Origin of the sequence: Yersinia intermedia (assembly GCF_900635455.1) — a bacterium.
GTDB classification, from domain to species: Bacteria; Pseudomonadota; Gammaproteobacteria; order Enterobacterales; family Enterobacteriaceae; genus Yersinia; species Yersinia intermedia.
The window spans coordinates 3,298,819-3,323,137 of sequence record NZ_LR134116.1 but is presented as its reverse complement, the minus strand read 5'-3'; the positions used below and the strand labels follow the sequence as shown (position 1 = coordinate 3,323,137).

Here is a 24,319-nt window from a genome sequence, read left to right as displayed (position 1 = left end):
GATCATCCCTTTGCCTCAGCTTCAGGCAACAGAATGTGGCCTGTTTCCAGTACAGGTTTATCAGATGTTTGGCTATATTTAGCCTGCAGATGAGTCTGGATTTTGTGCTGAAAATCGCCGTTCAGCTTATAAAGCCGGAAGTAAATAAACAGCGTCACGCAGAAAAAAAGCGCAGGCAGGGCGATCATGATGAACTGCATGCCGACGATCGTCTCTGGTGATTGTGCAGCATTAGGAATATAGCCGACGATGCCTAGCACAATGCTGATAAAAAACACCGACAAGGCCGAACCGGCTTTTACCACCAGCGTTTGCACCGAGTAGGCAATACTCTCGCAGCGCACGTTAAGTTTGTACTCGCCGTAGTCAACGGTATCGGCCACCATGATCACCTGCAACACCCAGAACAGAGCAGTACCGATGTTAAGTAACACCCCCGCCAGTGAGATAAGCCATAGGTTGTGATATCCCGCAGTAGCAATTCCCAGCAGCACCCCACCGCCGAGAATCGGCATGATCGAAGCCCCAGCCCACAGCGCACGGCGTGACAGCGTCTTCACCAAGCGAGGGAACAGGAGCAGGGTGATCAAGTTAGCCGCACCCGCGTAAGACATGTAATAGGGGAAGAGCGCCGCATCGCCAATCACGTAGGTGAAGTAGTAAATCGCAAAACCAGTGATGACGTTGGAAGCGATGTTGTATGCCAGTGCCATACCGAGCAGGCAGGACAGCTGATCGTTTTTGTAGATCAGCCCAATCATGGTTCTCAGGTTGATACGGCTGGTATCCTCCGCTGTGTTATCAGATGAATATACCTCTTTGACGTTACGCAAGGTGACAAACGTTGAGACGACGAAGAAAGCGATCAGTATCAGGGTAAACATTTGAAACCCAAGCCCGCGATCGGCCCCACCCACGTAATTGACGAAGGGCAGCGTCACTCCGGCGGTAATAAAACCAGCCAGGCTGGCGAAGAAGCGCGGGTAAGGCACCAGTTCCTCGCGCTCGCGTTTATCCAGCGTAATCGTCGGCACTAGCGACCAGAAAGGAATATCCATCAGGGTATAAGTCATGCCCCAGAGAATATAGGTGACGATGACAAATATCAGTTGTGATGTGCCCTCAAGGTGGTGGGCGCTGAACAGCAGAAAAAGCACGATAGAGTTAGTGATGGTGCCAATCAGGATCCAGGGTTTGAATTTCCCCCAGCGGGTGCGGGTATTGTTAACAATCCAGCCCATGATCGGGTCGTTGAGGGCGTCCCAGATTCGCGCAATTAGGAATAACGTCCCGACCACGCCCACCGACAATCCGACAATGTCGGTGTAGTAATACATCAGGTACATGTAAACAATGCCAATGGCGAAGTCTTTACCGAAAGCGCCAAAACCGTAGCTGATCTTTGTCGTTATTGAAACACTCATAGGGTACAGGGTCACTGTTGCCAGCGCCCGCCTTCTGTTTTAGTGAAGGGAAGTCGGGCGCTTAGGCACCCGACGATCGCTAGGTGTTATCAGTGCAGCCATGCAGGGAGCCAGTCACCATGAGCGGTGATCAGATCGTCAATCAGCGCATAAATCTCCTCGATACTCAGCACGGCTGCGGTATGAGGGTCCATCATGGCGGCATGGTAAACGTACTCTTTGTTTTCAGTCAGAATGGCTTCGGTCAGCAGCGTCTGCACGTTGATGTTGGTTTGCATCAGCGCGGCCAGATGTGAGGGGAGTTTGCCTACTTTAGTTGGGCGGATCCCGTTGGCATCCACCAGGCAGGCCACTTCCACGCAGCACCCCTGCGGCAGGTTATCGATCAGGCCATCGTTACGCACGTTGCCATAGATGACGTTGGGTTCACCGGTCCACAGTGCGTTCATGATGGTGCTGGCGTATTCGTTGGACTGCTTAATCTCAATACGATCCGCCGTTTTGTACTCCTCAAGCTCCCGCTGCCAGTTCGCCAGTTGTTCCACGCAGCGCTTCGGATATTCATCTAGCGGCACTTTGTAGCGTTCGATCAGGTCAGCACGCCCCGGCTTGATAAACCACGGGGTATATTCAGCAAAGTGCTCTGAAGATTCCGTCACAAAGTAGCCCAGTTTTTTGAACATTTCATAACGCACAATGTTCTGGCAACGCGGGTTACCGTGAATGTTTGCTTTCGGTGCCTGGCCGCTGGCATAGGCATTCAGCAGGTCTGGATAAATGCTGCGGTAGTGGCCGTGGGCATCCTTTTTCTCCAGTTCGAGGTAAAAGGCCATATGATTGATCCCGGCGCTGCGATAGCGTAATTCACTGGCGTCGATATTCAAATCGCGCGCCAGTTCTTCCGCTGTACCCTGAACGGAGTGGCAGAGCCCGACTTGCTTAATCTGCGGATAGCGGGCAAACATCGCCCAGGTGTTCATCGCCATCGGGTTAACGTAGTTGAGCATGGTGGCATTCGGGCACACTTCCGTCATGTCTACGCATATCTGCCACAGGTGTGGAATGGTGCGCAGCGCACGCATAATGCCGCCGGGGCCTAGTGTATCAGCGATAGTCTGTTCCAGACCGTGGCGTTTACACACTTCAAAGTCAGTGACGGTGCAGGGTTCATAACCACCAATCTGAAACGCGACAACCACAAAATCCGCCGCGTCGAGGGCCGCTTTCTGATCGGTATGGCAAGTGATACGCCCATTGGCACCGGCAGAGTCCATCAGTTTACGCACCACAATGTGCGACTCTTCCAAGCGCGTTGCGTCAATGTCCATGAGCGCGATATGGGCTGATTTAAACGCCTGGCGATGAAACACATCGCCGAGGATATTTTTTACAAAAATGGTCGAGCCAGCGCCGATAAAAGTGATTTTTGGGACTGACATGTGTGTTCTCCAGTGGCGTGTTGGGATAACGCCATGGTGGCATGACGCGGAGTGGTAACGCTTCCATGTTCCTGAGTTAGCATTCCCATAAACTCAGATTCTGCGTATCAGCCTTCGGAATCTGAGTTTATGGGATAAAAAGAGGGAAAAAGCAGAGCATATGGGGAAATTAAAGCAATGCTCTAGGCCAGGATGTGGTTTCGATCGCGCCATGTTTCCCTCTGCTGTGCCACTATTCTGATAATTCAGGAACCCCGGAAAACGATCGCTATGGAAAACTCTGTGGTACGTGCTTTAGCGCCCGATCCCGACATGTGCAGTAGTACCGACCCTGTGGCACGCAGCCCGCTGTCGCTCTATTCCGATTATCAGCGGATGGACATTGAGCTTCGTGCTCCGCACGCCATGCCGTCCAGCCACTGGCATGGTCAGGTGGAAGTGAATGTGCCTTTTGACAGCGATGTGGAGTATCTGATTAACGATGAGGTGGTGCGGATTAAGCAGGGGCACATCACGCTGTTCTGGGCTTGTGTACCGCATCAGCTTATCCGTCCCGGCGATTGCCGTAACATGGCAATCCTGAATTTACCGATGCACTTGTTTCTCTCATGGCCGCTGGATCGGGAATTGATCAACCATGTTACGCACGGCATGGTGGTAAAATCGCATACAGCCCATCAAATCAGTGCCTTTGAAGTGCAGCGTTGGCAGGCTGAGCTCACCAGTGACGATGAGCAAATCCGGCAACTGGCGATTGACGAGATCGGTTTGATGCTCAAGCGATTTAGCCTTTCTGGCTGGCAGCCGATTCTGGTCAACAAAACCGCCCGGACCCACAAGAATGGCGTTTCCAGACACGCGCAGTTTTACGTCAGCCAGATGCTGGGATTTATTGCAGACAACTACGATCAGGCGCTGACCATCGACAGCGTGGCTGAGCACGTCAAGCTCAATTCCAATTATGCTATGGGGATTTTCCAGCGCGTGATGCAATTGACCATGAAGCAATACATCACTGCGATGCGTATCAACCATGTAAGGGCACTGCTGAGTGATACGGATAAAACCATACTGGATATCGCTCTGACGGCGGGCTTCCGCTCAAGCAGCCGTTTTTACAGTTCCTTTCACAAATATGTTGGCATGTCGCCACAGAAATACAGGAAGCTCAGCCAGCTACGCAGGCATTTAACCTAATGCCTCGCTGGAAAATCCCGTTAACTACCTGTTGCGAGGCGATCACACCGCTGTCAGCAATACGATCGTAAAGCTATTTGCCATCATGGCGAGCCAGAAGTGATTACTATCGATAAAAGTGGGGTGCTAATACCGCAACTTTGGCTACGCTCAGCGCCGACAAACCCGATGAGGAAGCGATTACCGTCAGGCACAGACCGTGTTGGCGGGCATTGAGCTGGTATAATAATATAAAGAGGCGTATGCCACTCAACAGTGGACATACGCCATTTCTACATAACGGTTACTTATATTGCTAACGCTCATTTACAGTAAGAATTTAATTTCATTACCCAAGATATCACTGATATCTTCATGCATTTTTGTCGTTGTATGCATGTTATCCCAGAAAATAAATGCTCCATTACTATTTTTACACTCGTCTTTAGGTGATGCACCTGCAATATAATCAAGACTGGAATCTCTCAGATTCAGACAAGTATCTTTAGCGTTTACATAATTAAAACTTGCGGGGTTTTTGATTATTTTATCAAAAGCTGCATTTAAATCTGGCATAATCCATTTGACATCAGGATAGGTTGATTTTAAAGAGTTTATTAACAAGTTTAGTTTCGTATTAAACTCAATGGATTTATTTTTTAATTTATCTCTTTCGGACTGGCTCCAGTTCTTAACCGCAGGGATAGTTGAGAAATCAGGGAGAGTAAATATCGCAACCTGCTTGGCACCCAGATTTTTCAATCGAACTAAAGCGGTTTTATAGTTATTAACAATATCATCAGGTAGTTTGTTTCCCGTGATAAAATCATTGCCGCCAAACATAGCAAGAAAAAGAGTTTGACCAATATCATATCCATTAGATTTCTTCATATAAGACTCAAATGAGTCTAATTGCTGACTAAATCCTGAGAATATAAGATTACTGCCACTCTCTGCATTGCCCGTTGCCCATGTGTAGCCAGGCACCTTGATATGCTTTTTACTCAGGTATTCATGCCAAACAAGTCCGTTTGAAAAATGCCCTAAAAACCATGTATTACTATTTGGCACTGTTCCATAAGAACCGTTATAAACATTAATCGTATCAGATAAACTATCGCCGAAAACAACCATTCTATCCAGTTTCGCTTTGCCAACTTCGATTGAGGGAATATTACTCCCTTCATTCCAGAATGAGTAATAATAAGATAGAGTGTAATCAGATGCGTAAGGTATTAAATCACTATAGTTAATGTCTTTCTTATTTAATGTATTAATGCAAACATTTTTTATTTCTTGGTGGCTAGCTTTTGTATAAAACATATTAGCTAGAATGGCGCTGGAATACCAATGACCATTAACTGTAGCATAATTATTGGCTGTATTACCCGCTCGCCCCCATTCCCAGGATGAAGTTGCATCAAACTTTTTATCTTTGTTTTTCCTATAGACACACTTTATATAGGTATAGGTTTCACTGTTCCTCGCAGAATGTTGCATGCTCCTTTCAGGTGGAATATTTGTTTCTGAAATTGAACTCGTTTCTTTCACTGCATAAGCTGAAATGCAAAAAACATATAAAAACAAAGCCAGAGGTATTTTATTCATTTTTACTTTCCTTTTCTAATTAACTTAATATAAAGCTGCAAAATGCAGCTTTATATAGATTAAATTATTTATTTCATTGTTTTTGGTGATAAGAAACACAAATATTTGCAGCTTGACCGACTAGTTCACTTCGATCGCTGGCAATAAAAATACCAGAAATATAGTGCCCATCGAGCGCAAACTTTCTGTAGTTTGTTGAATAGCGTTGACCAACAGTTAAGGTACGTCCGTCGCTTAGGGTAAATTTGGCTTCGTCAATAGCACCATTACCCCAGGTTTCTATTGTCTCAATGACACCCCCATTGAGGTCAATTGAACTAGATTCGCCGGTAACAGTTCCTTGTTGATACTTATTACCATTTTCAAAGATAACTTCTAACCCACCTACCCGTAAAGCGCCTCCGATACGTCGAATAAAACCTTTAACTGACTTTATTTGGTTTATACGGCCATTTACTAATTTTGGCTTAAATGGCTCCGGCATATTAATTTCGTCTTTTAATGCAAGAATTCGTGCCTGACTGGTTGGCCAGCCAAAGAAGGTCGAATAACTCAGTGTTTTTAAATACAGTCCCTTTGTATTGCTTCCATTTTTCTGGATATTTTGAATGATCTCGGTGTACTCCAAACCATGCACCCGACAGTAGCCATGCACATACATAACATTGTTAGCTACAGTATTTGGTGCAGAGTCGTTGTATTGGATCTCTAATTCTGTATCGTAAATCTCTTGAATATAACTCTCGACATGTTTAACCAATAGATCAATATTTCGCTGAAGTTGCCCAACTTCATTACTGTTCAGTCCAATATCGTCTTTACGCTCAATGCCCATAGTCCAGTACATTATTTGCATTAAAGCTGTTGCTGAATACATCGGCAAAATATGATAGTTAGTTTTGTGATCAAAAGTAGTAAACTTGCGTTGTACACTATCCAAATGTACCGATACGCTCATAAATAGACTTTTGGCTTCAGGTGTCCCAGGTTGATCTTGCAAAGCTGCAACTACGGAGGCAATCTTCCCTTTAAGTTCGGCAATATCACCCAATAGAATGCCTTTAATAGCTTTAAGCACATTCTCCTCAATAAGTTGCTGTACCCGTCCCAAAATTTCCTGCCAGATATCCCTCTCTTGGTCTTTCCAAAAGAAACCAATAATAGAGGATAAGTAATCACCGACATAAGGAATGAATGATATGCCTTTAAGCACTGCTTGCTTAAGAATTGCTGATGAGTCCCAGTCGAATTCAAAGGCTGAAGTAGCATATACATTGTAAGGAACAATGGCTGCTGTATTGCTATATTCTGTAATGTTATTCATTTAATATACCTTTAGTTAAAGTTTAAAATAAAAGATAATGTCGTATTTTCTAAGAAATTAATTTATTAATGACAATAAGTGGCCTCACTTCTGCATGAACAGAAGTCCAAAACTAATAGTAAGTATTTGGTCTTCACTGTTGCGAAGGTGAGACCAGTTAATGTTTTATTTTCCTTCTTGATAAAAATAAATTATCTTAGAACAAGGCGGTATTTATTTTTCCTCCGCGGTAACATATGCTTTACGGCTTGTGTTGTTAATCAGAACAACCTTACTGTAATATAGTGAATTAGATGGTGAAACTAATAACTTAGAATCACCGACATTGACGTCAATAGATGTATACAAGAACCATTGACTTGTAAAACTGTGCGACCAATAGTATTGAGCTGTAATGACATTTGCAGCGCCATCATTAGTGATCATTACATTCCGACGACTTTCAGGAATAATTGGTGTGCTGCGATAAAGAACCTCGGTACTTGAGTTGGGAGCAACCTCAGTTGGCACTCTGGCTCTGGCTTGCGCTGCGATCAATGTTAAATTCTCGGTATCAGCCTCAGTTGGGTTTTTAACGTCTACTTCATTTGAATCAGTATTAATAGTGATAGTTACCTTGTTCATATTTTACATCCTCTTTGTTGTACCAACCATAGTGTTGGTGCCAGAAGAATACTCAACATATCACTTATTAAAAAATCAATTTTAGGTTAAAAGCAATGTTATTAGTATTTATATGTTTTTATTTTAATTATTTATTATGTATTTTGCCTTGCTGCTATATCACTTTTAATTATAAATTAGGCATAATTCTGTGGGGGTGATTTTTTATTACAGTTAGTCGCAAGTTAACCAGTTACTAACAGTGTTGACTTGATTAGTTGATAGAACATCTTGCTGTAATCTAATGTGGGCTGCTTTACTCTAATTGGCACAGATAAAACCCCCATAAATAGCCAATGGGCCTCACGCTGAGATTATATTACTGGGTTTACTTTCTGAAATAAATGCAATGAAAAATATAATGTTGATTGCAAATAGGGGCATTGTTGGCTCATGATTATTACGCCTCCAACACTAACTATAGACGGGGAAAATAGTCTGGATAATCGCCTCTGCGCTCAACATAGAATGGTGGTGCATCGCTTCTTTCAAAAATAGAGCGAGGAATAAGCTCGGAAGGATAGTTATTTTGGTTCAATGAGTTCGCGCTGCAACCGGGTAACATCAACAGACTGATTAGCGGGCGTCAAAGCGGCACGAGTTTTTTGACGGAGTAAATCATTGTCTGTCTCGAGTTCAGTTTGGCTTTGAGCTTGTTTAGTTATGACAAAAGCTAAATTTTCAGTCTGACTTTTTAGTTGTAAAAACCGGTTATTTAATAAGCTATTTTGCATTTTCAGTTGCTTATTATCTTGTTGAACTTTGTTATAAGCTCGCTGCTGATAGCATGTCCATAATATACATACAAGTAGTATGACTAGAAATAGTCCGATGCTATACATTTTTGAAATAGGTAATATCATGGGTAGCTCTTTCGTGAGAGTTCAAAATGTGGGCCATCCTTTAACGTCTTCCAATCTCCACCCCATACTATGAGGATATTTAATTTTTCTGCGGAAATTTTCATTGCATCTGCAACTACTTTAAATGCACTCCAGTTATCCCACGGAATAGATTGATTTATCCATGGGGCCAGATCTACAGCATGTCCAGTTAAATGACGGCTATTTAACGTTTGGCTTTTATCGGTTAGTACCATTTGGCGTTGACGTGAAATATCACGGACGCCTTCAATGACACAAAAATCTATATCTGTAATCTCAAGTGCCAAATTCACAATGTCAATAAGGTGGGGATGAACGCCCCGTAAATTATTCTTACTGATGTGGCTAAGAATGAAGTTACTCATTTTACCTCCCTGAAGGATTGAAAAAACGACGCCATATATAGCTCAGAGCTGTGCTGCCCATTGCACCAAACAATCCGGAAAATATGAATGTCATGTAATAGCTAGCACCGCTTTCAAAACTCAATAATCCACCTAATAAACCGGTGAAACTCGATATTATTACTTGGCTAATTACAGCCATCCAACTCCATTTACAGCGGGTTCCTTGTTTATCCATTAGATATCTCACCACCCCTCCCCAGGCAGATAGGACACCGATGATTACCCACGTAATAACTTGTGTTTCTGCTGGGGGCTTTAGTGACATGATGTATCTCCATTTATTAGCCATGCTCAATGGCTGATTTTGAATATCTGTTCATTATATTTCACCATAAAAATCAGTATAAATAATGATCTTAACCTGTAACTGGAGTGGTTTATTTCACTTCAGCGCATGGGCCAAATAATAATCAGACCCATGTCTATATATAAGCATATATTTCTGGATTTATTCTTAGCCCATGCCGAATGGATAAATCTAACTCCTTTTATCATAGTTGCTTTATGTTAATTTCTCGTGCTTATTGGATTTCAAATAATAGATTGCAATCTCGATACTATCCAAGTCATTTGCAATTATTTATGTTTATCGTATTTGTTATTTGTGATCATCTTTGGTTATAATTTAGTCTATCGTTATTGCCAGTGCCTTAAGATTGCTTACCGGCTAACTAACCAAGATTATATGGCGTCATTTTTGTTAATATTCAGTAGTGACTTGAGCAATAAGCACAGAATTCCATTATTTGTTGTGATAATGGTTATCGCGTCTCGGTGTACTTTACAACGTCCGCCACTATTCATAGAAATAGATATCTGGATAGCATCCCCTATGGCGGATAATTTACTTCTTAGCCGATAGGTTAACTGTGAGACATTGCCTTTAACTATAGTATTCTCTCTTCCACTCCAGACATGAGTTATAATTTCATCTATAGGTATGTTATTGTTTTTTCTCTTACTTAGTAGCAATTCGAGCATTAAAAATTCCTTTTCCGTTAACATAATTTTCTTATTATTATAATGCAACGATTTTTGTGCTCCATCGATAAACAAGATTTTCATTATCATTCTCCATATGAGTGAATCATCTATTAACTAAAGATGATAATTCATGGAATGATTAATTAACATGCTAAATTATATTTGAATTTTATTTTTTGAACAAAGTAACAGAACGTGTGATTGGTAATTCTTTCTATTTTTTTGTTATTGTAATCTTGGGTGTTATATTTTTAATTTTTAGAGTTTGGAATGCATCATTAACGTAATTTTTCTGTCGTGATGACACTCCGCGTCAGGTAAGAAATACCGTTGATTTTAATTGGAATTCTCTCACTAAGAACATTGCTAGCGTGATTATTCATACGAAATACTTAAATCCTCCATTCGTTTAGCTCTGGTTTAAGTTTGACGTGAAAATTAAACTACTACGTATTTGTAGATTTTGTCGCATTAACAGAGCGAGGTCGGCAAAATGGCACTGCCTATTTTTCAAGCGGCCAACAGGTAACATTGTTCTGCCGATAACAATATGTCATCAGCAGGATGATGAGGTTGTTCTTTGCATATCATCTGTACCAGCTCAATACTGCGCTCTGTCATCATATCTTCCAGGTTGTGTAAACTCAGTAAGTAAACTTGATACCAGTGGACACACTGAGCAATAATATCGGCGGGATTATGTAGGCGGAAAAGGCGTTCTGGATCAGGAAAATGGGCAGGTAACATCACAAAAAAAACAGCATGTTACCTAGCAACGCCTTAATGCGACAGAGCTTGCTATATCCCAATCCCATTCGCTATCATCAGGCTAAATTTTCACTAAATTGATTGGGACTTTGATAGATAAAGTCGGCGATGATGATAAGTACTCACTATCTTGCTGACTTACCGCTATTAATGCAACACAGCCGTATAACCCTCAATTCGTACTTTTTTGAATAATTAATAAAAGCATTTATTTTTAGTAAAACAATTCAACTTTATATGAATTGTAATCATTTGTTTTAATTGAATATTAAAAATTAAATTTGAATAAATAAAAATAAACGCGATCTACCTTGCATTTTATATTTACCAGCTATAATTAATTTTGCATGACTACTTAGCGAATTATTCATCATGCATGTTCCTTTGTTGGTTAATTCTTCTGAAATATTGCGAAGGTGGATGCCCGTATTTTTTAATTTAATATTAAATTAATTCATCGGCTATGTTCAGTTAAATGACGATTAAGTCCAATTACGTGGAAAATTATCTATGAAAGCAAGTAGTAATAAAGTTGTCGAACAGTTTGATTCCGCGATGGCTCGGAGTGGTTATAATGCAGTAAGCGAGTTTTTTCAGTATCATGCGCGTGGTGAAAACTTAGTGATTAACGGTAAGCCTTCTTACTCCAATGAAGATGCTGGATTACAAATTACTCGCACTGATCAAACGTGGAATGGTAAATACGTTTTTGATCAGCCGGTAAAGCTGACTTATTCATTTTTAGATAGTGTTACTCGAATTCCGGGGGGCGATAAGGGTTTTGTTAAATTTAACCCTGCGCAAATTGCCACTGCTAAATTATCATTACAGTCATGGTCAGATGCTGCCAATATTACATTCACAGAAATCACTCCCAGCCAAAAAGCTAATGTTACATTTGGCAATTTTACACTTTCTCATGACGGGTCACTGGCTGATTCACAGGCTTATGCACTTTTGCCTGGCAGTGGGAGTTCATCTGGTTCTACCTGGTACAATTATAACGTTGATAACATACGTCACCCGGATACCATGGAATATGGACGGCAAACACTAACCCATGAAATAGGACATGCTCTGGGACTTAGCCATCCCGGTAATTATAATGCTGGAGAGGGAACACCGACTTATAAAGATGTGACTTATGCGGAAGATACCCGTCAGTTCAGTATTATGAGTTATTGGAACGAAAAAAATACCGGAGGCGATAACAAAGGGCATTATGCTGCTGCACCGATGTTGGATGATATTGCTGCTATTCAGCACTTGTACGGAGCGAATATGACGACCCGCACCGGTGATACCATCTATGGTTTTCATTCCAATACCCATCGTGATTATTACACTGCTGCAGACAGCAGTAAGGCATTAATTTTTTCGGTCTGGGATGCCGATGGTAACGATACCTTTGATTTTTCCGGTTATAGCAATGACCAACGTATTAACTTGCATGAGGGATCCTTCACTGATGTCGGTGGTCTGAAGGGCAACGTTTCTATTGCGGCCGGTGTGACTATCGAAAATGCGATTGGTGGTTCAGGTAACGATATCATCGTGGGTAACGACGCTCGTAATACCTTAATGGGGGGCGATGGTAATGATATCTTGTTCGGCGATGGCGGTGCTGATGTGTTGTGGGGCGGGGGCGGTAAAGATATTTTTGTATTTGGTAAAGTTAGTGACTCCACCCCACAAGTTGCTGATTGGATAATGGATTTTGAACGTGGCATTGACAAGATTGATCTTTCAGCTTTCAATTTTGCCAACAGTGGCGGCTTCCATTTTGTTAATAGTTTCAGTGGTAAAGCAGGCGAAGCTATGCTGACTTATGATGCTGGAAGCAATGTTAGCGATCTAGCATTAAATAATGTGGCAGGCGACCATTCATTCTCCGATTTTTTAGTGAAAATAATTGGGCAGCCAGCACAAGAAACAGATTTTATTGTCTGATAACCTATATTTATGAAACAAAAATAACGTCTAATGAATTTTGTTAGACGTTATTAGTAAATAAACCCAGTAATGATGAGGTTATATAATGATATTGGCTGTGCTTTATGCACGTAATCAGATGTTTTGGTTTTATTGATTTTAATTACCATTCCTTGATTTTAATAATTCAAAGCATATAATTAGAATGCATCGTGATGATCCGATAATTATTTCCCAGCTATTAATTAGCTGGAAAATTATTTTTATATCATAAGTATATTTTTATGTAATGCCACTACAAAGGATATGACATGGATTCACTTTATTACATGGGGAAAACATCCATCCATTAATTAATGTGGGCTGTCGACGTGGTGGTGAATTTAACTAATTACAAGGAACTTGACGTTGAAATCAATCAATAAAATAGCTAATGATCAGATCGATAACACTATTAGCCAGAGTGGCTATGGTGCTGTCATTGATTTATTCCGTGACTCAGTTCGAGGCGATGGTTTTACTACGTCAAGTGGAAAGGTTAGTTTTGATTTAGGTAAGTCGGCTCTGCAGTTAAACCGTAGCGAACTAAATTGGAATGGAAAAACGACCTTAGGGCACGATGTTGATCTAAATTATTCATTCCTCGATTTACAGTCTCAAAAATCGAATGATGTTCACGGGTTTATTAAATTCAATCCTGAGCAAGTGACACAAACTAAATTTTCACTGCAATCCTGGTCTGATGTCGCTAATATCCACTTCACCGAAGTAGGGCCAACCGAAAAAGCCAATATTACATTGGGTAACTATTCGTTAACGGCTGATGGGCAGCTGGCGGGAGGGCAGGCATATACCAGTTCCAGTTACACTTCTGGTCCTAACGGAAGAATTGCTGATACCAGCACTTGGTATAATTACAATATGGATAATATCCGAGAGCCAGAGAAAATGGAGTATGGCCGCTTGACTCTGGCGCACGAATTGGGACATGCACTTGGTCTGAGTCACCCTGCGAATTATAACGCCGGACAGGGTAATACTTTTGCCAAGGATGCGGTTTATGGTGAAGATACTCGTCAGTTCAGTATCATGAGTTACTGGGATGCTTGGCAATCCGGGGCTGACCATCAGGGGCACTACGCGTCAACGCCACTAGTGGATGATATTTTTGCAATTCAGCGTCTTTACGGTGCGAATATGGATACTCGCACGGAAGATAATATCTATGGTTTCAACTCCAACACTCAGCGTGACTCTTTTACCCTGACAGATAGCAGTGATCAGAAAGTATTCTCTGTGTGGGATGCGGGTGGCATTGATACCTTTGATTTCTCAGGCTATAGCGTTGATCAACGTATCAATCTGGAAGAAGCTGCTTTTTCTGATGTTGGGGGATTAAAAGCTAACGTTTCAATCGCCGCCAACGTGACGATTGAGAATGCCATTGGTGGTTCTGGTAATGATGTTCTGGTGGGTAATGGAGCAGATAACGAACTACATGGTGGTGCAGGTAATGATGTTCTGTTCGGCGGCGGCGGTGCAGATAAACTTTGGGGGGGCAGCGGTAGCGATATTTTCGTATTCGGCCGGACCACGGATTCTTCACCAAGTGCGCCAGACTGGATCATGGATTTTGAGGGCGGTATAGATAAAATCGATTTATCCGTTTTTAATACTGGCAGTGGTGGTATTCACTTTGTTGATCATTTCAGCGGTTCTGCCGGTGAAGCATTATTAACTTATGATCCGCAGACTAATATCAGCGATTTGGCATTAAATGTTGATGGCGAGCAATTATTACCTGATTTCCTTGTGAAAATTGTGGGTCAGCCAACTCAGACAACTGATTTTATTGTTTGATGTGATTGCTATCCAACGTCTGGTTGATTTAATCAGACGTTTTTATCACATATTACAGAAGTAGGAATTAAAAAACTCACAACCGTGTTGGAGATGAAAATAGCATATAAATCAAGAATAATGAGTTTTATAGTTGTATGTAGAGTGGGTTAATTATTGCTGAACGCCTCTTTATATTATGAATTATGGAACAGTCTGATATAAAGATAGCGTTTATCTTATAGGGCTGTGCTGATAAAAGTAAACCAGCGTCCGGGTGATAAGCCAAGCACTGTTTATAAAGGAGTATTTATAGTGAAGAGGTCATTACGTAAACCTTATCGGACACTGTTTGGTGCCATATTGGCGATATCAACTTTAATGAGTTCAGGAGCGATTATGGCGAGCAGTCTGGTGCTACCGAATGCCAGTGATTTAAGTGGTCAATGGCAATTACAGTTAAATAGCTCTGTTGTGAAAGTCTGCGGCATTGAGCTGAAATCCACGGTAATTAAACCCAACTTGACCTGGCATGCCAGCGGGGAATCCTCCTGCCTTAAACAGTTACTGGGTAGTGCTCCGCAGGGCTGGCGTCCAACGCCGGACGGCATTACTTTAACTGATGGGACTGGTAATGCATTGGCATTTTTTGAACGAGCACAAGAAGGTTATGAAATGACTTTGCCGGATAATACCGGAGTGGTCACATTGCGCCGTATACCGAATTAACGCCCATCTACCTCATCTAATGACTTTATTTCTTTCCTTGAGCGGTAAAGTCATAAACATAATATTTCGCTTGTCAGAAAACCATTAAAGGAAAGATATGGTTTCTCATTCAATTCCTAATTATGACCGATTGCGAGAAGCGCTGGGTGCATGTCGGCAGAGTTTCTACGGTGTGGGTGTATTCAGTGCCATTATTAATATACTGATGTTGGCACCTTCCTTGTATATGTTGCAGGTGTATGACCGGGTTTTGGCTTCGGGTAATGAGATGACATTGCTGATGCTAACATTGCTCATGGTTGGCTTATGTTTTTTTATGGGAGCGCTAGAGTGGGTGCGTAGCCTGGTGGTTATCCGTCTTGGTACCCGACTGGATTTGCGTCTCAATCAACAGGTTTTCAATGCGGCTTTTGAGCGTAACTTGCGCGATGGTGATGCTAAAGCAGGGCAGGCGTTAACGGATTTAACTCAATTACGCCAGTTTGTCACCGGTAACGCTCTGTTTGCCTTCTTCGATGCTCCTTGGTTTCCGTTATTTCTCGCTGTGGTTTTCCTATTACATCCGTGGCTGGGTCTGCTGGCGTTGGGCGGTGCTATTTTTCTGATCATCCTCACCTGGTTAAACCAACGTGTTACCCACCACCCATTGGCGCAAGCCAATAAGCTGTCAATGCAAGCAACCCATCAGGCCAATACGCATTTACGCAATGCGGAAGTGATTGAAGCGATGGGAATGTTAGGCAATATGCGTAAGCGCTGGTTAGCGCAGCACTATGGTTTTATCCGCCAGCAGAATCTGGCGAGTGAACGCTCTGCTGCTGTGACTGCTTTATCGAAAAGCTCGCGCATTGTTTTACAATCTTTGATGCTAGGTTTGGGAGCATTACTGGCGGTAAACGGTGAGATTACCGCGGGTATGATGATCGCCGGATCGATTTTGGTCGGGCGAGTGCTTAGTCCTATCGACCAGTTAATTGGGGTCTGGAAGCAATGGGTTGCAGCACGTCAAGCCTGGAACCGCTTGCATTTACTGTTACACAATCATCCCCATCGTGAAGACAGCATGACCTTGCCACCACCGACAGGTGAGCTGAGTGTTGAACACATCACTTTTCGTCCCAATACCAATCAACCTCCACGTTTGCATAATATTCATTTTTCTCTTAATGCGGGGGAAACGCTGGGGATTCTGGGTGCTTCCGGCTCAGGAAAATCTACTTTGGCACGCTTGTTAGTTGCAGTACAAGCGCCGAGTCAAGGAACTGTGCGACTGGATTCAGCCGACATGAATCAGTTAGATAAAGAGGTATCGGGTGCATATATCGGCTACCTTCCACAAGATATTCAATTATTCAGCGGTACTCTGGCAGAGAACATTGCCCGATTCGGTACCACTGACAGTGAGAAAGTGGTTGCCGCTGCAAAGTTAGCCGGGGTTCATGAGCTGATCCTCTCGCTGCCTCAAGGTTATGACACGGAGCTTGGTGAGAGTGGTGCGGGTTTGTCGGGCGGTCAACGCCAACGGATAGCGCTGGCAAGAGCAGTATATGGTGATCCTTGTTTTCTGGTGCTGGATGAGCCGAATGCCAGTCTGGATACAGCCGGGGATCGTGCCCTGTTGACGGCACTGGATGCGCTACAAAAACGCGGTTGTACCTTGGTGCTGATCACTCATCGTCCTGCGTTGACCGCTCGTGCCCATAAGTTATTGATCCTGAACCAGGGGCAACAACAGCGATTTGGTCCGGCAGGCGAAGTGATGGCCGAGCTACAGCGGCTAAATGCGTCCAATCAGCCTGAACTAAAGCGCGCTGCGCAAACAACAGGCATTCCGGGTTGAATGGCAATAAGAAGAGAAGCAAGTCATATGTCCGAACACAATAAAAAAACGGAACAGGCATTTTTGCAGGAAATACAACGCAGTGAGAATCGGGCATTGTATTGGGGATGGGGGTTGGTATTGGCCGGTTTTGGCGGTTTTATCCTTTGGGCTCTATTGGCCCCGTTGGATAAAGGGGTTCCGATTACGGGTACTGTGGTGGTTTCTGGCAACCGAAAAGCCATTCAGCATCCCGAAGGCGGTATTGTTGACCACATTATGGTTCATGATGGCGACAGGGTCGTTGCCGGTGAAGTGCTACTGACTTTAAATGCTGTCAGGGCACGCTCCGTCAGTGATGGACTAACATCGCAGTACTATCAGTTGTTGGCCAACGAAGCTCGTTTACTGGCCGAGCAAAAGGGGGATAAACAGTTGGTAGAGACGCCTCGTTTACAACAGGTGAAGCGGCAGACTGGTATGGATGAAATGCTGGCCTTACAACAACTACTACTTGATAGCCGCCAGCAGGCATTACAGTTGGAAAGTGATGGATTACGCGCCAATATTGCCGGTTTACAGGCCGCGATGGGGGCGCAGAAGCAAGTTCTTGGTAGCAAGAATAGCCAAAAGCAAGCATTGTCCCAACAGTTGGACGGATTGAAATCGTTAGCGGATGAGAACTATGTCCCGCGCAATAAAATGCTGGAAAGTAAGCAGCTTTATGCGCAACTTAATGGCGAAATAGCGCAAATTGTCGGCGAAATCAAACGGGTTGAACGGGAAATACAGGAACAGAATTTCCGTATCCAACTGCGTCAACAAGAATATCGAAAAGAGGTCAACACCCAGATGGCGGAAGTGCAATCCACCATAACTGAAGTGTTCAGCCAGTTGGAAAAAGCGAATTTCGATCTGGCAAATATACAAATGCGGTCGCCGGTAGCCGGTACAGTGGTGGAGATGAAAGTCTTTACCGAAGGTGGTGTTATTGCTGCGGGCCAGTCCCTGATGGAAATTTTGCCTGATGATCAGCCGCTCTTTGTGGATGCGCGAGTACCGGTAGAAATGGTGGATAAAATCCACTCTGGCTTAGCGGTGGAATTGCAGTTCACAGCGTTTAATCAGAGCACTACGCCGAAAGTAGAAGGGACGGTAAAATTGTTGTCGGCTGACCGGATATTAGATGAAAGAACGCAAGAGCCTTATTACAGTTTACGGGTAGAAGTCAGTGAGGCGGCGCGGCAGAAGTTGGATCACTTAGAAATCAAGCCTGGTATGCCGGTTCAAGGATTTGTCCGTACTGGTGAACGCTCAATGATTAATTATCTATTTAAGCCATTGATGGATCGCCTGCACATAGCATTAACGGAAGAGTAGGGAGCATTGGATGCCATTAACTTTACGAATCATATTTCTCATCCTGTTAGTGTTACCTGAGCAGGGAAATGCACTGGGATTACTCGATGCATGGGAATTGGCAGTGCATAATGATCCACAATATCGGGCTGCGGGTTATGAGCGGGATGCAGGGCAAGAGGAGGCCGCTTTGGGTTTATCTGGCTTATTACCCTCCTTGCAATACAGCTATGGGGCAAACACCAATTACTCCACTGTGAGTCAGGCCGATAACCGCAGTAACAGTAAGGTAAAACGGGATTACGATAGCTATGTCTCCATGCTGTCTTTGCGGCAACCATTAATTGATTACGGCGCCTATGCCCGCTATCGCCAAGGCATTGCGCGTAAGTTATTCGCAGATCAACGCTATCGTGATAAAAGCCAGGAATTGATCGTCCGGCTGTATCGGGCTTATAGCAGCGCCTTATTAGCTCAGGAAAAAACATCCCTATTAAATGCCCAATTACGTGCTTATGAGGAACAGATCCAACTGAATCGTCGGTTATTGGTTGCCGGAGAGGGCACACAAACAGATATTGATGAAACTGCTGCACGCCTGACGTTGACCCAGGTACAACTTATTGAGCAACAAGATGTGTTGGACAGCCAATTAACCGAGCTGGAAAATATGATGGGTCGATCGGTTAACTTGGCAGAGTTACGGCCATTAACGTTGGACGCTTTGCCACAGAATATCAGCGATGACCGCACACTGGCGCAGTGGCGCGATCTGGCTATTCGCTATAATGCCCGTCTTGCTGGCCAGCGGGAGAATCTAGATGCCAAACATTATGAAATAGAAAACAGTCGTAGCGGTCATCTGCCGACCTTGCAACTGGTGGCCTCCTCCCGTAATTCTCGCTCTGAAGCGGAATATAATTATAACCAGAAATATGATACGCAAAGCATTGGTCTACAGTTGAATGTACCTATTTATGCTGGGGGGAGTATTTCCAGTGCGACTCGGCAGGCAACGGCACACTATCAACAGTCGCAGGCGGAACTCGATCAAGAAACCAGACAGGTATTGGCGGAACTCAAACGCCAGTTCAATCTCACGAGTAGTGGTGCTGCCAAAATACGTGCGTGGCAAATGACGGTAGACTCAGCGCAAAAGGTACTGTTGGCTACCCGTCGCAGTGTACTGGGTGGTGAACGAATCAATCTGGATGTCTTATTGGCTGAGCAGCAACTGTATAACTCGCGGCGGGATTTGGCAGAAGCGAAATACAGTTGGCTCCAATCATGGCTAGAGCTACGCTACAACGCTGGGACTCTGCAAGAAAATGATATTCTGCAATTAGCTGCATGGTTTGAGCCAGGGAAACGCTAAAACGGCTCTGTCGCACTAAGGTGTTGTTAGGTAACATGCTGTTTTTTGTGATGTTACGTGCATGTTCAGTTAAATAGCTTGGTGATGTATTGAAAAGTGAGTTTAATTAATATCGTTATTTAACAATGTATTAGGTGTTTAATTTTGCGACTGTAGGTACTTGATTCGCCAGTTGGTTGAAAATTCGTTATTATCCACTCCCACTCTCCATCCGGGCAGCCGATGTCTACGATTATTGATACCTTTATTGCCCCTCCGTGCCATGACAAGATAGAGATTCTCTATCAGGACGATCACCTGGTGCTTATCAATAAACCCGCAGGGCTGCTCAGCCTCTCGGGGAAAAATCCACAAAATCTCGATTCGGTACATCATCGGCTGGTACAGATATTCCCCGGCTGTACCCTGGTCCATCGCCTTGATTTCGGTACTTCCGGGCTGATGGTGATTGCCCGCAATAAGGTTATTAACGCTGCCCTCTGCCAACAGTTCAGTCAGCGCACAGTGACTAAGGTGTACAGCGCACTGCTCTGTGGACATCTGGACGACAACGAAGGGGTGATAGACGCTGCGATTGCCAAAGACCCGGCGCTGTTCCCGCTAATGTCTATTTGTTCAATCCACGGTAAGCCCGCTCGTTCCCACTATCAGGTTGTTGAGCGTTTTTATCATGAGTTGGAAGACAGTACGTTACTGCCATTGACGCGGGTACAGCTAACCCCGGAGACCGGGCGCACCCATCAACTACGCATTCACTGCCAGCAGTTGGGCCACCCTATTTTGGGCTGCGACCTGTATGGCGGTCGCCTGCTACCAGGTACCGAACGGGCTCCGCGGCTGATGCTGCACGCCAGTGAGTTACATTTTAATCATCCCATTGGCGAAGAGTGGATCAAAGCCCGTAATACCAGCCCATTCTGAAAGCGAAAGTATCTATAACGATGTCACTGCGAAGGTGCCCGGAGTCGTGCCAAAGTGCATATGGAAATGCTTAATCAAATGACTTTTATCGCCAAACCCGCTATCCGTCGCCGTTAATTCAAACAGCGGCATTAAAAATGAAAATATTATATTTTCTCGTATTCATCCCTTTCGTTGCTTATATCTATAGACGTAATCCAGTCGGATTGATAGCAAAAATGTTGGCAATTGCCCAGAATAACCCTGCGTTTTCCTATGAACTGGCTGGACATAAAATCTTAATGAAAAGCCCTAAGGGGCCTTTCATATATAAGCATCTGCAAGACGTTAATTACCACATCAAATCATCGGGCACTTTAAAATCGGCATACGGATCTTCGCCATCTTGCTCTTCCTGACTAAGCGCACTATTTAATACAATACTGTTCGCATCTCGCTGCGCAATTTTATCGGCTACGCTCGCGGGGATAATAGCGTATTCACTCTCGCTACTGTTATCCACGACCAAACGAGCAATGGCGAGACGGCCACTAATCAACTGAGCTTGAGTAGTCTTATCCACAGTTATTTTTTTAATTAAATTATTATCTGTGAAGTTAAAACCAATATTGCCTTTTGAAATATTGATTCTGTTCATTTCAATGAGCTGTTTCACCTGAGCTTTATACTCTTTAGATAAAGCAGCGTGTTTTTGTTGTTCGCTTAGCTCTTTATCACGCTCAAGTTGTACTTTTTTATTTTCTTCCACAGCCTCTCTTGCCTCACGAGCCTGAACTCGTGATTTTTTAGCTGTTCTTTGGACTTTAGCCATTTTTTTGCTGGTCACTAATCCCGCTTTTAGCATCTGCTCTTGTAAGGTGAGTTTTGTCATTTTCGTCTCTAAACCAATTGAATAATTTGTGGGATTATACCTGTAATTCTTGACGCTGTTCCAGATTACAAAATCTAATCTCTGTGTTGCTTGAGTTTGGCGGGGTCTGGCTATCAGTGCATCAATATGCGTTCACATTCTGCTGCCTCAGTCATCTGGAAGACCCCAAAGCCCAGTAGAGGCATATCAATCCCATTATTCAGTTTTATTGTTTGCATGACCTTACCCTTGAGGGTTGTGCTTGAGATAAGCATAACGCAGAGTGATTTATTTGATAATGGGGTGTAATTAACTAAGATTTATTAGATGTATTCATAAATTCAGCCATTATCTGAATAAATGAAGAATATCAGTTCAGGCCAGCTCTGACACTGTGATAAGTCTGAACGAAATCTAAACGTCGGCATTGTGCCAACTGCGGACGTTATGCTAATCATTGATGAGATGATTCGGTTGGAGCGTACGCTTAGCCAGTTTCTTTTTCAGAATGATAACCATGATTGGGAACCCTGATGCGGAAATTGCACATACCCCCAGCAACGTGTTCATATTTTGTGGTGCTATGGCGTGCCCAGGTAATAGAAAAGCTGACAGAAAAAATGCGACCGTTGTGATCATGTACATTATTGATGACTGCAATGAAGAGAATCCCGCTCGTTGCCTGTCATCAGGAAACTGAATGGTCAGCGCCGAGGAGGAAACCAGACGACTGTATGATGCACCGAGAAATACAGTAATAAATAGCCCCGCATGCGGATAGCCCAGAATGGGTATTAGCAAACTCACTATAAAGACGATGGTTGACCCTGTAGCCAGAACCAAAGCAGAGAAACGGGAAGTTAACGCGCCTGTCATTTTTGTTGACAGGTATCCTGCAATGCCCCCGGCGAAAAACAGCAATGGCAGCAGGTCTTGAGAGGCGCCCAGCAGTTGGGTCATTAATGGTACCAGAACAGGAATGATCAGCATCGGGCTAAATTGTACCAGCGCATTACTGGAAGCGAACAGCAAAGTATTAACGTCGAGTGGCAGTGCGTGGGGTGTGTCGAAAGAGAGTGGATCCTGAGGGATGATGGAAACAATCAGTGGCAATGCCAACAAACACAGCGTACTGATAAACCACAAAGCGACATGCCAGCCGTAATGAGCACACAAAAATAGTATCGCGGGCATTCCGACAATGCTTACCATCGAAAATGATGCAATGACCGTCGCCAACATTTTTCCGCGCAAGTTAGCCGGTGCGAGATTTATCAATATACTGATACCCACCCCCATTGTTGTGCCTCCTACCAGTCCTGCGCAGAATCGTAATGCAAGCAGAAGACTAAAACTGGAGGTGAGTGTCGTCAAAAATGTCAGTATCCCCAGGAGTGCCATATTGACGAAGAGAAAACGTTTCTTATTGAAACGACCAATCCAGTAAAAGGCGATAATTCCCGAGAGGACTGCCCCGGAGGTGTACATGCCGGATACGTAGCCTGAGAATGATACGGGAACGACGAAGTCTGCTGCCATAAAAGCAAAAACAGGGTTGAACATCATATATTCCAGTGCATTCGTGAACTGGATAAAAGCCATGACAACCGCTATCCGGATGAGGGCTTTATGATTAAACGTTGTTGTGACCAGTGACATAACAAGCGACCTGTGGATGAAAGATATCTGAGTTTAACTGCTATCAATGCGGCTCATTAGATGGTAAAACTGACACTTATTGTTATCATTTATGGGATAGTTGATGCGGCCAGCTCTTGATTTTAATACCCTGAAAGTTTTCATTGCGGTGGTTGAAAGAGACAGTTTTGTTGGGGCATCGAAAATCCTTGAAATGCCGACATCAAACGTGAGTCGTTGTATTTCTCAGTTAGAAGACAGACTGAATCTTCAGCTTATTGAGCGCAACACCCGACATATGAAACTCACCCAGGCGGGACACCTGCTCTATACCCGGGCGAAGCCATTACTGGAAGCGCTTGAGCAGACTGAAACAGAATTAACGTTGCGGCAAATGCAGCTCAAGGGGCCACTACGTATCTGTATTCCCAATGAAATAGGTCCTGCACTGCTGGGTTCTGTGGTTGCCGATTTTGCCTGCCAGCACCCGGATCTGGAAATTAGCTGTGTCACAAATTTGTCTGGTTTTGAATCCCTGCGAGACGATCTGGATTTAGCCATCATTGTGAGCCGTGGCCAACTGGATGACAGTGATTACATAGCCCGTCATCTGGTGACAATCCCTTGCACTATCGTTGCAGCCCCCTCCATCATTCAGCGTTATGGCATCCCTTCTCGTATACAGCAATTTGAAGAATTACCCTGTATTACCACGGTAAATGCACTTAAAGGTGCTCCCTGGCAGTTTATGAATAAAAAGGAGGGATTCGAGACGATTAAGGTTAAAGGCCATTACAGGGTAAACAGCGGAGAGATGGCAGGACGCGCGGCGGTAGCGGGTGTTGGTTTCGCCATTCTTTCGAAACAGGCCTGCCAACCCTACATCGACGATGGACGGCTGATCGAGATTAAGTTTGAACAACCGCCAGCCCCACTTCAATTGTTCGCACTTTATTCTGACAGGCGTTATTTGCCAGCTAAAACGCGAGCGCTCATTGATTACATACAGCAGAATTTGAGCAATACATCCTTAGCAACCTAAGGCTACATTAAACAGCCACAGAGAGTCCTGGTGTTACACTAGTCTCTAAATGCACAATGTCTGCTACTCGCTCACAGTGGACCCCCAGCCCAGTTAATTTGTCCGTTTCGTGCCAGCAGCGGATATAGAGAAAGTTAT

20 protein-coding genes and 2 pseudogenes are annotated in these 24,319 nt (G+C 43.8%); 10 read left to right on the top strand and 12 right to left on the bottom strand.

The window, feature by feature from the left end:
* Positions 1-2: 2 nt before the first annotated feature.
* Together melB and melA are read right to left on the bottom strand one after the other, a co-directional pair.
* Complete coding sequence (gene melB, locus EL015_RS15250) at positions 3-1,424, bottom strand: melibiose:sodium transporter MelB (RefSeq protein WP_005182571.1); 1,422 nt, start codon at positions 1,422-1,424, stop codon at positions 3-5.
* An 89-nt stretch (positions 1,425-1,513) separates the two neighbouring features.
* Entirely contained in the window at positions 1,514-2,863 is a 1,350-nt protein-coding gene (gene melA, locus EL015_RS15245; RefSeq protein WP_005182573.1) for an alpha-glucosidase/alpha-galactosidase, read from the bottom strand.
* A 270-nt stretch (positions 2,864-3,133) separates the two neighbouring features.
* Here melA and melR point away from each other — a divergent pair, with 270 nt between their 5' ends.
* Together melR and EL015_RS22215 are read left to right on the top strand one after the other, a co-directional pair.
* A complete protein-coding gene (gene melR, locus EL015_RS15240; RefSeq protein ID WP_005182576.1) occupies positions 3,134-4,060 on the top strand; it encodes a transcriptional regulator MelR in 927 nt (308 codons plus the stop codon).
* A gap of 66 nt (positions 4,061-4,126) precedes the next feature.
* Positions 4,127-4,332, top strand: a pseudogene (locus EL015_RS22215) (IS6 family transposase); the annotation flags it as partial.
* Between the two features lie 34 nt (positions 4,333-4,366).
* Here EL015_RS22215 and EL015_RS15230 read toward each other — a convergent pair.
* The 7 genes from EL015_RS15230 to EL015_RS15200 form a co-directional block, all read right to left on the bottom strand.
* A complete protein-coding gene (locus tag EL015_RS15230; protein WP_005182577.1) occupies positions 4,367-5,647 on the bottom strand; it encodes an SGNH/GDSL hydrolase family protein in 1,281 nt (426 codons plus the stop codon).
* A gap of 73 nt (positions 5,648-5,720) precedes the next feature.
* On the bottom strand, positions 5,721-6,971 hold the full coding sequence (locus EL015_RS15225; RefSeq protein ID WP_005182579.1) for an insecticidal delta-endotoxin Cry8Ea1 family protein: 1,251 nt from the start codon (positions 6,969-6,971) through the stop codon (positions 5,721-5,723).
* Between the two features lie 213 nt (positions 6,972-7,184).
* The gene (locus EL015_RS15220; protein WP_032905692.1) at positions 7,185-7,595 is read right to left on the bottom strand and encodes a hypothetical protein; all 411 of its coding nucleotides are present in this window, start codon (positions 7,593-7,595) and stop codon (positions 7,185-7,187) included.
* 563 nt (positions 7,596-8,158) lie between these two features.
* Entirely contained in the window at positions 8,159-8,368 is a 210-nt protein-coding gene (locus EL015_RS21740) for a hypothetical protein (protein ID WP_005182582.1), read from the bottom strand.
* Positions 8,369-8,493: 125 nt separating this feature from the next.
* Positions 8,494-8,883, bottom strand: a complete 390-nt coding sequence (locus EL015_RS15210) for a M15 family metallopeptidase (protein ID WP_032905696.1) — start codon at positions 8,881-8,883, stop codon at positions 8,494-8,496.
* Between the two features lies 1 nt (position 8,884).
* Positions 8,885-9,190 (bottom strand): phage holin family protein, encoded by a 306-nt coding sequence (locus EL015_RS15205; protein WP_032905698.1) that lies wholly within the window; start codon positions 9,188-9,190, stop codon positions 8,885-8,887.
* A 416-nt stretch (positions 9,191-9,606) separates the two neighbouring features.
* On the bottom strand, positions 9,607-9,990 hold the full coding sequence (locus tag EL015_RS15200) for a winged helix-turn-helix domain-containing protein (protein WP_032905700.1): 384 nt from the start codon (positions 9,988-9,990) through the stop codon (positions 9,607-9,609).
* A gap of 1,197 nt (positions 9,991-11,187) precedes the next feature.
* Between EL015_RS15200 and EL015_RS15190 the strand changes: the two genes are divergently transcribed.
* The 7 genes from EL015_RS15190 to EL015_RS15160 all read left to right on the top strand — a co-directional run bounded on the left by EL015_RS15190 (position 11,188) and on the right by EL015_RS15160 (position 20,651).
* Complete coding sequence (locus tag EL015_RS15190; RefSeq protein ID WP_005182587.1) at positions 11,188-12,627, top strand: serralysin family metalloprotease; 1,440 nt, start codon at positions 11,188-11,190, stop codon at positions 12,625-12,627.
* Between the two features lie 384 nt (positions 12,628-13,011).
* Complete coding sequence (locus tag EL015_RS15185; RefSeq protein ID WP_005182588.1) at positions 13,012-14,469, top strand: serralysin family metalloprotease; 1,458 nt, start codon at positions 13,012-13,014, stop codon at positions 14,467-14,469.
* 294 nt (positions 14,470-14,763) lie between these two features.
* Positions 14,764-15,177, top strand: coding sequence for a protease inhibitor Inh/omp19 family protein (locus EL015_RS15180; protein ID WP_226967856.1), 414 nt, complete (start codon positions 14,764-14,766; stop codon positions 15,175-15,177).
* Positions 15,178-15,274: 97 nt separating this feature from the next.
* Positions 15,275-17,017, top strand: a complete 1,743-nt coding sequence (locus EL015_RS15175; protein WP_005182590.1) for a type I secretion system permease/ATPase — start codon at positions 15,275-15,277, stop codon at positions 17,015-17,017.
* Between the two features lie 27 nt (positions 17,018-17,044).
* A complete protein-coding gene (locus EL015_RS15170; protein WP_005182591.1) occupies positions 17,045-18,376 on the top strand; it encodes an HlyD family type I secretion periplasmic adaptor subunit in 1,332 nt (443 codons plus the stop codon).
* A 10-nt stretch (positions 18,377-18,386) separates the two neighbouring features.
* The gene (locus tag EL015_RS15165; RefSeq protein ID WP_032905707.1) at positions 18,387-19,730 is read left to right on the top strand and encodes a TolC family outer membrane protein; all 1,344 of its coding nucleotides are present in this window, start codon (positions 18,387-18,389) and stop codon (positions 19,728-19,730) included.
* A 222-nt stretch (positions 19,731-19,952) separates the two neighbouring features.
* Positions 19,953-20,651: an RluA family pseudouridine synthase gene (locus EL015_RS15160; protein WP_005182593.1), complete on the top strand. Its 699-nt coding sequence runs from the start codon at positions 19,953-19,955 to the stop codon at positions 20,649-20,651.
* 331 nt (positions 20,652-20,982) lie between these two features.
* Here EL015_RS15160 and EL015_RS15145 read toward each other — a convergent pair whose 3' ends face one another.
* From EL015_RS15145 to EL015_RS15135, 3 genes and pseudogenes are all read right to left on the bottom strand, one after another.
* Positions 20,983-21,522, bottom strand: coding sequence for a DUF2058 domain-containing protein (locus tag EL015_RS15145; RefSeq protein ID WP_005182598.1), 540 nt, complete (start codon positions 21,520-21,522; stop codon positions 20,983-20,985).
* A gap of 119 nt (positions 21,523-21,641) precedes the next feature.
* Positions 21,642-21,740 (bottom strand): annotated as a pseudogene (locus EL015_RS15140) (2,5-didehydrogluconate reductase); the annotation flags it as partial.
* A gap of 211 nt (positions 21,741-21,951) precedes the next feature.
* Positions 21,952-23,160 carry an MFS transporter gene (locus tag EL015_RS15135; protein ID WP_005182602.1) on the bottom strand — a complete coding sequence of 403 codons (1,209 nt, stop codon included), beginning with the start codon at positions 23,158-23,160 and terminating at the stop codon, positions 21,952-21,954.
* A gap of 103 nt (positions 23,161-23,263) precedes the next feature.
* Here EL015_RS15135 and EL015_RS15130 point away from each other — a divergent pair, with 103 nt between their 5' ends.
* Positions 23,264-24,181 carry a LysR family transcriptional regulator gene (locus EL015_RS15130; RefSeq protein WP_005182604.1) on the top strand — a complete coding sequence of 306 codons (918 nt, stop codon included), beginning with the start codon at positions 23,264-23,266 and terminating at the stop codon, positions 24,179-24,181.
* Positions 24,182-24,319 lie beyond the last annotated feature (138 nt).